This is a genomic window from Larkinella knui (assembly GCF_003858645.1).
In the GTDB taxonomy this organism is placed as follows: Bacteria; Bacteroidota; Bacteroidia; order Cytophagales; family Spirosomataceae; genus Larkinella; species Larkinella knui.
The window spans coordinates 970580-983258 of the sequence record NZ_RQJP01000001.1 but is presented as its reverse complement, the minus strand read 5'-3'; the positions used below and the strand labels follow the sequence as shown (position 1 = coordinate 983258).

11 protein-coding genes are annotated in these 12679 nt (G+C 46.2%); all 11 read right to left on the bottom strand.

The features are described from left to right. Positions 1-183: 183 nt before the first annotated feature. A complete protein-coding gene (locus EHT87_RS03975) occupies positions 184-1413 on the bottom strand; it encodes a glycosyltransferase (RefSeq protein WP_124904076.1) in 1230 nt (409 codons plus the stop codon). A gap of 11 nt (positions 1414-1424) precedes the next feature. After that, on the bottom strand, positions 1425-2768 hold the full coding sequence (locus EHT87_RS03970) for a flippase (RefSeq protein WP_124904074.1): 1344 nt from the start codon (positions 2766-2768) through the stop codon (positions 1425-1427). Between the two features lie 321 nt (positions 2769-3089). Then, positions 3090-3989 carry a glycosyltransferase gene (locus EHT87_RS03965; RefSeq protein ID WP_124904072.1) on the bottom strand — a complete coding sequence of 300 codons (900 nt, stop codon included), beginning with the start codon at positions 3987-3989 and terminating at the stop codon, positions 3090-3092. 51 nt (positions 3990-4040) lie between these two features. After that, positions 4041-4922 (bottom strand): aldo-keto reductase family protein, encoded by an 882-nt coding sequence (locus EHT87_RS03960; protein WP_124904070.1) that lies wholly within the window; start codon positions 4920-4922, stop codon positions 4041-4043. Between the two features lie 11 nt (positions 4923-4933). After that, on the bottom strand, positions 4934-5956 hold the full coding sequence (locus tag EHT87_RS03955) for a Gfo/Idh/MocA family protein (RefSeq protein ID WP_124904068.1): 1023 nt from the start codon (positions 5954-5956) through the stop codon (positions 4934-4936). After that, positions 5949-6737, bottom strand: coding sequence for a WecB/TagA/CpsF family glycosyltransferase (locus EHT87_RS03950; RefSeq protein WP_124904066.1), 789 nt, complete (start codon positions 6735-6737; stop codon positions 5949-5951). Before EHT87_RS03950 ends, EHT87_RS03955 begins: the two co-directional genes overlap by 8 nt. 7 nt (positions 6738-6744) lie before the next feature. Beyond that, positions 6745-7608: a glycosyltransferase family 4 protein gene (locus EHT87_RS03945; protein WP_185716136.1), complete on the bottom strand. Its 864-nt coding sequence runs from the start codon at positions 7606-7608 to the stop codon at positions 6745-6747. 281 nt (positions 7609-7889) lie between these two features. After that, positions 7890-8768, bottom strand: coding sequence for a glycosyltransferase family 2 protein (locus EHT87_RS03940; protein WP_124904062.1), 879 nt, complete (start codon positions 8766-8768; stop codon positions 7890-7892). An 18-nt stretch (positions 8769-8786) separates the two neighbouring features. Then, positions 8787-10322, bottom strand: a complete 1536-nt coding sequence (locus EHT87_RS03935; RefSeq protein WP_185716135.1) for an O-antigen ligase family protein — start codon at positions 10320-10322, stop codon at positions 8787-8789. Then, entirely contained in the window at positions 10312-11475 is a 1164-nt protein-coding gene (locus EHT87_RS03930) for a glycosyltransferase family 4 protein (protein ID WP_124904058.1), read from the bottom strand. Before EHT87_RS03930 ends, EHT87_RS03935 begins: the two co-directional genes overlap by 11 nt. 249 nt (positions 11476-11724) lie before the next feature. Further along, positions 11725-12654 carry a glycosyltransferase family protein gene (locus EHT87_RS03925; RefSeq protein ID WP_124904056.1) on the bottom strand — a complete coding sequence of 310 codons (930 nt, stop codon included), beginning with the start codon at positions 12652-12654 and terminating at the stop codon, positions 11725-11727. Positions 12655-12679 lie beyond the last annotated feature (25 nt).

Here is a 12679-nt window from a genome sequence, read left to right as displayed (position 1 = left end):
GCATCTTGCGGGTAAAGACAGGCTAATCAGTATACCCAAGGATTGATTTAATTTCATATCTGGCATCAAATTTATCTTCATTCGGGCAGTTCAAACTGTATGTCTTAAAGTATTATCTATAAATATAATTATTCATTTTAATTAGAACTACTTGCAGAAATTTAAACTTGATTACAATTAAGGTTAATAATATATTTTATGATTATAAAGCTTTTTAAGGACAAAATTCGATCCTCTATGAGTGACTTCATGCTTCAGTTTAATCCAAAGCAAAATTCGCACTATATTCTTTTTTATAAAGCTTAAATTTCTGATTGCAACTAAAGAAGAAATAGGGCTAGTCTTACTACTTGTATTTTCACGAGTCATTATATCAATTACTTTCTGCGCCACAACCGTATAATTATAATCATTAATAATTTTCTCTCTCCCTCGCTTCCCAAGTTCATGTCTAAGTTTCTCATTAAAATATAGTGTTTTAATAAATTTAAAAAATTCTTTTCTGGAATTTGCGCAGTATCCACCTACTCTATCCCCAATCACCTCTGACTGAGAATTGTCAGACCAAGGTGTATTATAAGCAATTACTGGTGTTTCACAAAGAAGAGACTCCGCTAAGGCATACCCAAAACTTTCACCTTGAGTACTTATGTGGAGAAATAGATCGATTGTTGAATAACATTGAGCTAACTCTTGATCTCCCGTGATAACATCTATCAAAATAATTTTATCCAGTAAACCTTTGTCTTTTGCATAAGAAATTAAACTTTCATGTGCATTAACCAACAGTAAACACGAATTCGCATTTACTTCTTCACTAAATTTCTGAAAGATATCCACTAAATAATAAGACCATTTAGCAAAATGTTTCTGACCAATTCTTCCCAACACAAAAGCATCGCCAGGAATGTTATATTTTTGTCGAAATGCCTGGCAATCTTCATAAGTAGATTTTTTAAACGGCTGTGTTTTGACAGGATTAGGAATTATAACACTTTTATTAGTGGAGCCACCTCTACTGTGGTATAAATAGTTACACCATGCCGAAAGCTGAAAACTATACTCTACGCTATTTTCTGAATAATCGGACAAACAGGAGAAGACATTCGTTTCAATCATTCGCGCCCTCGGGCACACTTCTTTGAGTTTATAAACTTCAACCTTTTTCAAAGCGTGCGAATGAAGATGGATAATATCAGGATCCCAATCTCTTAAGTGTTTTATAAACTCAGGTGTAATCGTTACATAAACTGAAATGCCTAAAACCTTTAATTCTTGTTCTCTGGGGCCACCTGCGTAAACCGCAATTAACTGGCTATCATGGCCAAGGGCTTTATAGGCTTCACAAAAATTTTGAGCAGCTCTTTGCGTACCTCCTTTATCAAGATCATATACCACAGTGAGGATTTTCATTTTACCAAATACTATTTAGCCTTTTTAAAATAAGCCCCGGGTAATAAAAGGATGGCTTCCATTCTTAAATAAAATATCCACCTTTCATTTGGAATCAATATTCCAAATATAAACAATGAAATATCTGCCAGTAAAGTACCAAATGAGGCTCCCTCAATCCCGTACATAGGTATTAGAATAACATTAACCAGTATGTTAATTGCTGCAATAATAAGCTGCCGGAAAAGGATCGTCGTATTTTTATTGAGCTTTTGCAGGATGGTACTTGTCACTATATTTAGAAAAGTAAAAGGAATAGACCAAATCAAAATATTGACAACAGTAATACTTGAAGCATATTCCTGGCCATACAAAATGGTAACGGCATAACTTGAGGCAATATTCACGCCCAATGAAAGCAAGACCAATCCATAAAATAGGTATCGTATTAAAATAACCAATGTATTCCTCTCCTTGTCGAGATCCATCCCAACGATTTTGGGATAGATCGACTGGCTAATAATCATGGGTATAAAATTAAATATCTCAGCAAATTTTACGCCTACAGCATAAAACCCTACGGTGGTTTCATTCATAAAACTTTTAAGCATTACCTGGTCAATTCGCATTCCGATAGATATAGAAATGCTTGAAAGAATTAAGGGCCAGCTATCTTTCAGTAATGCGATAGAAACCGATTTATCAAATTTCCATTCCCTAATATCCTCTTTATTACTTCTATAAAAGAAGATAAGCCCTACTGCGGAAACAATACTTTCAAGAACGGCGACGAACGCAAATGCTTCTAAAGGTGCTTTTATAACTAAAAGTGCTACTTTAACAGGGGTGCAAATCAGTAACACAATAAAATTCACATACACGACAAACTTAGACTTAACCTTAGCTTGAAAAAAGAAATCTATAACATTAAAGCTTTGGAAGATAGTTGATGAGGCAACAATTAAAACAATGAACTTGGTATAAAAATCAGTTGGAATAATATTTATAGCTAAAGTTAAAAGAACAACAACAAAAAAACCACCAATAAGCTTCATTAAAAAAGCGGTACCTAAAAGAACGTTTTTATCAATTCGTTTTTTTACTAGTTCACGAATTACAATATTATTTAAACCTAACGTTGCTATTGCACCGAACAAACCCACTAAACTTTGTGCGTAATTTAAAATTCCAAATTGAGCAGGACCTAAAAATCTTGCAACCCATACTCCCACAAACAAGCCTACACTCATTCGAACTATTTGCTCAAAAAATAACCACGAAGTATTAAAAAAATAGGTTCTTATAGTATGGTTAATTTTTATTATCTGAACCTTTTCAGTTAAAGTGCTAACCGATTTATCAAACACATTTCGCATCGAAAAAAATTTTAAAAATAAAATGCAATTGATTTCAACATTTATGTAGACATAAAATAAGGTATGTCAAATCTTGTCAATACTCTATCATTTTTATATATTGGAAATAAAAATTAAGTAAATTACTATCTAGATTTTTTCAATTTACTTAAAAATAATTTTACTTTTATTTGTCACTTCTTTTTAAAGAGCGACAATTAGCGCATACTTCTTTTAAGTTATTAGCAACTATAATGAAGTGGAGTATGATTTATATCGCTGATCTTATAAAAACGATGGTAAAACTTAATTTTCATATAGCCATGCTGTTTTAGTATTGTTTCATCGAAAACCCGCATACGTCAATAATCGCGCGAAAATGCGTACCTGCAAACTGTATTTCCAGCGAAATTGCCGGGCAAAATGATCCTCCTCATTCACCTGCTTTGCGAACGAAAATTTCCGCCTAACACCCGGATCGAGTACGGTTTTGTAGCGATTGTATTCATTGGTATTCATACCGTCTTTTGAATAAAATCCGATATTTTCCACTTTAGACACCGTGGGATACAGCGTTTGCTTGCCCTTTTTAAAAATGTTGTAACAAACGCGGATATCCCAGGCATCCAGCTTCCCTTCCATCGTTTTACGGAGCATTCGGACCATGTCCATACCCGCCCGATTGAAGGCCCTGCGCTGGCCCGAATCGTTCATAAACTGTTGAAAGTCGGTAATCTCCCAGTCGATTTCCTGCCAGCGATCGGCCCAGATTCCCCACCCCCAGGCACAATGACGGCCAAAAAAATAGCCGTCAGCCTGGTAACCATCCGGTTTTTTGAAGGGAAATGTGTACCCGCCAATCGAAAAAACCCGTTGATCATCAGCGTAGTGCGCCAGAGACTGGTTAATAAAATCCAGGAAATTCGGGGTGGTGACAATGTCGTCTTCCACCACAATGACGGTCGGATGCGCCTTCAACACCTTCGTAACGCCCTGAATGATGGAGTCGGCACACCCGATGTTATGCTCGCTGATCATGCGGTGTACCGTTTTGAAACCCGTTATTTCCCGGACAAGCTGGCGAACCTGCTCCACTTTCGGCACGTCTTTTTCGGATCTCGGGCCATCCACAAAAACGTACAGTTCACTCTCGGAGGCCAAATGGTTGGCCCGGAGAGCCGCCAGGGTCTTCGCTAATTCGGACGGTCTTTTGTAAGCAAAAAGGGCAATGGGGGCTATCATTGGGAATATAGTCAAGTCAGAAACAACAGAAAGTGAGTTAGTTAGCAGTGGCTAGACCAAAACTGCTTCATCTTTCTTCCAGTATTGATTAATCAGATCCCGGTTTTGTTCGATGTGGCTCCGCGAAGAAGCGCCAAACAGAATGGAACTGATGTGCGGCAGATTGCAAACGTACTCCAGGGCTTCTTTGGGAGGAATGGCACCCGCGGCAAAGACCTGCATGGCAATGACGCGCATTTGTTTTTCCCGCAAAGTACGCTCGTAAAGCTCTACCCCACCGGTCATCCGGAAACCCACTTTGTTGATCGAAGCACAGATAATCGGATTCTCGACGCCCACCTTCTCCAGTGCCTGGTGCAGCATGGGAAGATTCATCGTGATAAAACCGGCTTCTGCGTTGTATTTTTTCTTGACGTAATCGCTGAACGCCCGGAAAAAATCGTACATGCCTAATCCCAGAATCAGGTCGGTAATGACGTTCTGGATAAAAATAACGTCCGTCCGCACGCCCTTGAACATCTTCATCTCGGTGTCTACCAGAATTTCCATGATGCTGATGAAGTCCTTTTTAAAAACCGCCAAACCGCCTTTCGCCAGCGTACCCAGCAAATTTGAGCTTGGCATGTATTCCTTCAGCGTTCCCATAATCCCCAGTTCCGTTACCGCATTGGCATACTTGTGCGCATAAGGCATACAGGGGTAAATCTGAAAATTGGCGTACTGATTCGGGTTCCGGCGGATGTGGTCGCAAATGTTGGCAATCCGGTCGTGCGTCGTACACATAAACGTGTTGATGTCGCAATCGATGGCGGTATCCAATACCTTGATAATCGCGCTGTCGTCCTTGAAGCGGACGGCCTGAGCTCTTGATTTTTCGTCGGAAAGGTGGTTGACGGCAAAAAACTGGTTATCACCAAATAAGATTCGTTCCATGATCGTGTGCACTATTGAGGGTAAGTTCGTAATAAATTGAGGACCCGGTCGGTTTCCAGCGCACTGCGGAAGGTGCTGATTCCGTGAGCATTCCGGTTTTGAATACAGCGGGCGAAATAATCGATCTGCGCCGAATACTCTTCCCCCCGCAGGTAAAAATCGACACCGGGTGTCAGATCAGTGATGTATTTCACGTTCCAGCCTTTTTCGTATCCGGCAATCGCTGGGGCGGTTTTGAAATACACTTTCATTTCCTGCGCATCCGCCACCAGTTTTCCGCTCATCCCGATAATGGTGAGCTGCGTCGACATTTTCCGGTAGGTTTCATCGCTCCAGTTCACCGATAGAAAACCGGATATACCGCTGTCCAGATGCAGCGTAGAATACACTGCATCTTCAACGCTGGAGGAATAGATCTTTTTGAGCGTGCTGCCATCCACCTTGTCTACCCGTCCGAGCACAAACTGCAGCAGATCGACCACATGGGAGGTATAATCCAGCAGACACCCGCCCCCTTCGCTCGGATTCGACCGCCAGGTGTCTTCTTTTTTCCGCGTGACCACCGGACCGTAGGATTCGGCAACAAAATGGTAGACGTCGCCCAATGCGCCCAGATCGACCAGACGCTTGACTTCGTTGAAAACCCCGATAAACCGGTTGTGATACCCCACCTGCGTAACCAGATTTCGGGCCTCGGCCAGCCGAACCAGTTCTTCGCCCTGGCTCATGTTCAGGGTGAACGGTTTTTCCATAAACACGTGAAGACCTCGCTCCAGGGCAAAACGGGCCATTTCGAAGTGCAGCTTCGTCGGCGTGGCAATCAACACGGCTTCGGGACGCACTTTATCGACCATTTTTTTGTAGTCGGCAAAGCACTCGAAGGCGGAATGCTGTTTGAGGGCTTCCATCACGATTCCGGATGTGTCGCAGACGCCAACGACCTCCAGCGCCGGGTGGGCATTCAGAATCGCCAGGTGCGAAATCCCCATCTTTCCCAGGCCAATGATGGCAATCTTTACTTTTCGATCAGTCATTTGCTATCTTTTTTAAACGGGTAAAACACAGGAGCATATCTTTTACAAAAACGAGTTGATTCCGGGTATTCCGGCGGAATATTTCCGGGCGATGAAAAATCCGCACCAGCCATTCGAGCCGGAGCGTAATCCAGATTTTAGCCGGCCGTTTGCTGTTTCCGGCATACCAGTCGAAGACGTTGCCGATTGTGGCAATCACTTTCGTGTTGAGGGAAGACTTATTTTGGTAGGCCCATTTTTCTTGTTTCGGTGCCGACATGCCCACAAAAACGACATCCGGCTGAAAGGCGTTGATCCGCTCGATAATGGGTGCCGAGTCTTCGGCGGTCAATTCGTCTTTGTAGGGCGGAGAATAGTAATCCGCTTCGAGCCGGGGGAAATCTTTGGCCAGTTGGGCCACGATTTTTTGCAACGTTGCTTCCGTCGATCCCACAAAAAAGCACCGCCCGCCCCGCTGGTTAAAGTAAGCGGCCAGGTAATCGAACGTGTCCGCACCGGCAATTTTTCTGATGTTTTTGCCATTCAGCAAAATCGAACCGAGGGCCACGCCAATACCGTCCAGCGTCAGTACGTCGCAGTTTTTGAGAGACTTTTCGAAGAGGGCATCTTTCCGGGCGAGTCCATACGAATTCGGGCTCATGGTGTTGATCAGCAGGGTGTTCTGTCCACCAATCGGGAGCTGATCCAGTTTACCCGAAAAAACCGGGTACCCCATGACCGTCGTGGTAAGTGCCGGCTTCGCGCTTGCCGGCGTAACGTTCTGAACGAAGGTTGTATTCATCGGATAATTAGCAGTTGAGTGCAGCGTCGAGCACCGAGACCATATTTTTTTCAAAAACCGGTAAGCTGAATCGGTTGTCAAACTTGGCCTGACCGGCTTTCCGGAAAGCGTTGAACCGTTCGTGATTGGCCCACAGCCCCATGATTTTATCGCAGTATTGCGACACATCGTCCGGATTGATCACGAATCCATCGACGCCATCCTCGATCAGATCCGGAATGCCTCCTTCGGGAGAAGAGACGGGAATCAGGCCAAACTTGAAAGCTTCCTGAATGACTAAAGGAGTCGTTTCCCGTTTGTAAAAAGTCGGAAAAATCAGAAAATCCGAAGCCCGTAAATAGGCATCTTTTTCGTCATTGTATTTCGGGCCGACCAACGTAATCTGGTAATCCAGTTTTTTTTCACGAATCAATGTCAGAAGTTCGGTCATGGATATATCCGACTCGTTACCGATAATATCCGCGTGATAGGCGAATCCTCTTCTGGTTAATTCGGCACAAATACTGACAAAAACCAGGATACCTTTTTCAATGATCAGATTGGATAAAAACAAAAGTTTGGGACCACTCTCTACCGTATAATCGCCCGTTCGTACAGCACTGGTGCCGGGGGTACCGCTGCAAACGACGTACTTTTTTGTAGTATACGAATCGAATTCAGCGAGAAGGAGTTTTGACGTAACAATGAGGTTGGAGCCGTTAATCATCCCCCTCGTAATCAACCGATTGAGTTTATTTTTTTGAGCCGTTGTCTCGATGCCTTTCTCGTGCAGCATCACGACCCGGTTTTTGATAAAAGCCGCGGCAATCATCCAGACCAGTGCGCTTTTGTAAAAAGCGATTCCATCCGTGCTTAAGGTAACGAATACCAAATCGTAGCGAGTCGATAAACAGGATTTTATAATTCGCAGACAAAGCTTTGCGATAACGGCAACTTTTGACCAGCTAAATTTCTGTACATCACTTAAATCTTTGGCCGTTATAATATTAATATGCTCCGTTTCGAATTTTTCATTGATCGATATACTCGTTTTTAGATATTCATTAATCTTGGACGCTCCGTGAATTGGTGGAGGAAGTTGTGTCAGGAAAAGTATTTTATTGGTCTTTTTCATCGGTTGTATTCTTATTGTTTCTGCGATAGTTAGTCAGGCTAGATCAAGCGTAGTTTTCGAAGAAAATAACCGGTAACGATTCGGCCGACCTCCAATACCAAATACAAGTGTTTGGTGTGGGTATGGCGCATCGCAAAATGGTAGCGCATGGGAATATTGATGGGCGAATAGCGCCCCCATAATCCTTTCCAGAACTTGCGGATCGGCAGTTGATGATTGACCTGGAGCCCGGTGGCCTCAACGTGCTCATAAACGATGCTGGAGGGCGCTATGACCAGGCGATAACCCGCCCGTTTGGCCCGAACCGTGAATTCAATATCAGCCATGTAGTGGACGTAATGTTCCGTATCGTAGAGGCCCACTTTCTCAAATACCTCGAAGGGAATGAGCACACCCCGACCCGGCAAACTGTCGGAATCGATCGTGTCGGTAGTTTCTGTTAACTGACTGTAACTGTTGCCGAAATGGGCGTTTGCCAGGTAGGTCTCGTTCGCCGAATAGAGATTCAGTTTCATACCGGCATATTGCAGGGAATCAGGTTTGGCAATATCGACGCTGACCGAACCGGCCAGACACGGTTTATGCTGAGCGTAGGTGGCCAGCAGCGAAGCCACATAATCCGGACGAACTTCGGTGTCGTCGTTAATAGTCAACACAAAATTTTCTTCGTCTGCCACCCGGTTTTGCAGTGCATACCGAACGCCGACATTGGTACCTTCAGTCCACCAGAGCGTTCCGTCACCGGGCAACACCACCACATCCGGAAATTCGGTCCGGATCATCTCATCAGTCCCGTCGGTCGAGCCGTCGTTGACCACCACAATGGTAATTCGGGAAATCGTTTGGCGGGTTAAACACGCGAGACACCGCCGGGTTAAGTGCTTTCGGTTATGAACGGGGATAACAATAAAAATCATCGTATGTCCGGTTTATCGTTAGTGGAGTACAGGCTCAGGGTGCCGATCGGTTTGCATTCGGAATTCATTGCTTACGGAACCAACCGCCAGCCGGTTCGCCTGAATGCTAAATCCCAGCCAACACCAGATCAGCATCAGGTAATTGGGCTCCCGGATCGCCTGGATCTTGAATTCGTTGATGAAAAATACCGCCCAGAAAACGGCCATTCCTACGACCAGGGCTTCCAGATGCGGCTGAGGAGCCGATCGACAGGCAACCAGCGTCTGAAAAGCGTGATTGAGAAGTAACAGGATGAACAAACCGGTGCCAATCCAGCCCAGCGTAATGGGCAGGCTCAGGTATAAATTGTGATAATCCCGCATTTCACTATTGGGTATTCCAAAAAAAGCCATGGAATAGTGCTCGGAAACGCCATAACCGTACCCAATCAGCCAATCCTGGTCCAGCAGTCTTTCCAGACCGGCCTGATACGTTTCACCCCGGTTGATGGCTTCCGCACTTTTCGCGGAACCGGAACTCAAGCGATTCACATCCAGCTCGTTGAGCCGTTCCATGACGTAATCCAGGCCGATGTAAGGTCCGACGAGTACGATCAGGCCGACAAAAGCCCCCACGGCACCCAGCAGAGCGGGTTTCCGAACAAATTGGCTCCGGTAGTAAAACAGATAAAAGAAAGTCACAGGAATCAGCAGCAAAATCGACGATCGCGTGGCGGTCATCAGAACACACAGGAACGAGCCGATCACCGCCAGAGCCGGAATGATGGCTTTCATCCGAAAATACCGGCTGACCTGTCCGATCAGGATCGGAAAAAACACGGCATACAGGAGCGATGCATATTCGGCAAAGAGTTCGAAGTCTTTAAATGGACCGTCGGCCCTTTCGGACTTATTTTCGTACGTTTCCCAACCATTGTTTTCCAGGCCATCGCCATTGCCTTTTGGCAATAAAGGTGAAACCGATTCGAGGAAGTGGGTTTTCTGACTCAGCGCAATTACCACGAACCATAGCCCCACCCCGGCCATCACCAGCAACAAGCGGCTGAATAAGGCGGTCGTGGCCGGTAGCTGAAGAATAAAAAGAAACAGGAAAGCATAGGACAGACTGACCAGAAATCCTTCCATTCGACCAGACACGGAGGATTCGGCCACAAAAACCAGCCCCAGTGCATTGACCAGGAACAAGCCTCCAAGGACCGTTTTCTGGAACGGCGTCAGATTCGACGTTCCCTCCCACCACGGCTCGACGAAGGCAATAACCAGCAGGGCCAATACATTGATGTAATTCCACAAGCCCCCGTGGTTGTTACCGTAGTAGAAATGGCTGCAGGTGAAAATAATCAAGACGTAATCGAGGTAAAACCGGCGGAACAACAGGCGGATCAACAGAAACAGGATAGCGGCAAAACCGATCGGATACCCAATGGTGGGATTCACCAGATCACTCAGACACAAATGCCCAACCAGCAACAGACCGACGATATGCAGGAGCAGTTGCGGCAACGAAAGGAGGGCTACGGCCTTGCCGGGCAGCCTGTTCAGGTTAGTTGGCATGGCGTATGATTTCCTGATAAATGGATACCGTCTTGTCGATAATTTGCTGCCGGTCATGGCGGTTTCGGGCCACGGCCCGGGCGTTGGAAGCTATGGCCCGGTGCAGCTCCGAATTTTTCCATAGCGTCAGCACGGCATCGGCAATCGAGTCGGGCTCCAGCGTAGTGAGTAATCCGGTCTGTCCGTGGTCGATCAGGGAACTCACCCCACCGACGTCGGAAGCGACGACCGGCAAACCGGCGACCTGCGCTTCACAAACGCTGTTCGGACTGTTGTCGATGTAGGACGGATGAATCAGACAGAACGCTTCCTGATAGGCTTCGCGTAGTTTCTTCCCGTTCAAAAATCCTTTGTGCTCGATATCTTCCGCCCGGATATTGCTCAATTCCAGCGAATGAATGAGTTGAATGACGTCGGCCTTGTCACCGGATCCCGCCACACAAAACCGCAACGGGAGCGTACGGCACAGGGAGTCGTAGGCCCGGAGCGCTTCCCGGATGCCCTTGATCCGGTTGGTACCTCCGACAAAGAGAAGTGTTTGGGCGGTTTTGGCACTGACGGAAACCGGCTCGAAAAACTCGGCCCGGATCGGTTCCCAGTTGTGGTGAATCACGGCGTTGGGCTGCATCCGGAGGGTATGGGACTGATCCCAGTGGGTCCGGCAAATGAAATGCCGGACCGAACGCAGGTATTTCCGTTCGTAATAACCCGCCACCAGCCACGAGATATGGCGGTAATCGGGTTTGGCCGGAAGAATTTTATAATATTCCGTGACGATTCCCTGGACAGAAAGGACTTTGGGAATGGGCAAACCGGCTCCGATCACTTGGTATTGCTGCTCTGAACCGTGGATATGCACCAGATCAAATGTTCCCTTCAATGACGCCAAATACGAGCGCAGGCGGTTAATTCGCTGGGTGTAAGCGGTCAATAAATCCCATTTATCATCGGGCACTTTTAGATAGATATAATTGATACCGTCTGCCGTAAATAGTTCATCCTGGTCGATGGCGGAGGAATAGCTCATGATGGTAAGGCCCAGGCCGTTACTGGAAGCCAGACCATTGGCCAACATCGTCATCCAGGGAACCGGATGGCGGTTGGGGTTGACCCTCAGGGGGTGCGGATAGTCGCCTAACCAAAGGATATTCATACGGTTTGAAGGTTAAAAGCGGGAGCCGTCACGTGCTTCCGTTTATATAACCCGGCGGAAGTACTCAGAACACAGCCATAAACCCCGGGTGGATGAATTTTGAAGATCGATAAGACCGGAAGCGTTATCGTAGATAGGGCAAAGTTCACGGCCGGAACCCCCAGGTACCACGCCGTCTTTTTAAGCTTTTCTACAATGGATTTGGTCATTAACTGAATTTGAATAGGGTGTCGTGATGGATTTGCGGCCTCAGGCCACAGTCAGAATTTCGGATAGTTTTTGTACCCTCCGCTTCAACCGAATCCAGAGGGGATCTTTGCGCAGGAAATAATGATCCATGTTGTAGGCGTCGAAATTCGGGTGCCGAACGGGTTCTCTATGAGCGTCCTTTATTTGAAAATCCGCGTGAGCCTTCCGTCGATGCCGGAATTCATCGGACCGGCTGTCATGCACGCCTTCAGCGCCAATATTTTGAATCAGATTTTTCCGGGGTGTAATCGAAAGGCCACCGTTCCGGAATAGGGCATATTGCCACTGGTAGTCCCAGGTGTGTTTCTGCGTTTGATGATAAACCGTATCGAAATTGCTTTCCCAATAGTGAACATGCCGGTGAGCGGGCAAGACTTTGGTGATCAGATCGGTATTTTTCTCCAACGGCCAGGTCGACATCTGGTAATCATAATGCTGCCAGGCGCGTCGCCAGGTGGCCCACCCCCAGATGTGTCCGATTGCGGTAAAGAAATACGACGACTCAATGGGAAATTCTTCGTTCCAGCGCGTTCCGGAAATGTGCATAACCCGCTCGTCGTCCTGATAGCGGAGCAACATTTCCGCACAGAAACTGAAAAAGGCGGGCGTCGGCACACAGTCGTCTTCCAGGATGATGCCCATCGGTTCGTACTCAAAAAACCAGGCTATTCCCTCACTGACGGCCCGCCCACAACCCAGATTCTGATCCCGCTTCAGAATGCCAACGCGGCAGGGCCAATCGATCCGGTTCAGGAGTGCAAGGCACTTTTCAACGTTTTCCGCATCCGTCGGGTGTCCGGCCCGGGGACCATCGACGGCCACGTAAATACGGGAAGGCTTGACCGTTTCCAATACCGAAAGGACTTCAGAAGCGTACTGCGGCCGATTGAAAAGCAACAAAAGAACCGGTATGTCAACGGAGTTGAACATCGCGTGATAAATGAGGTAGAAAAAA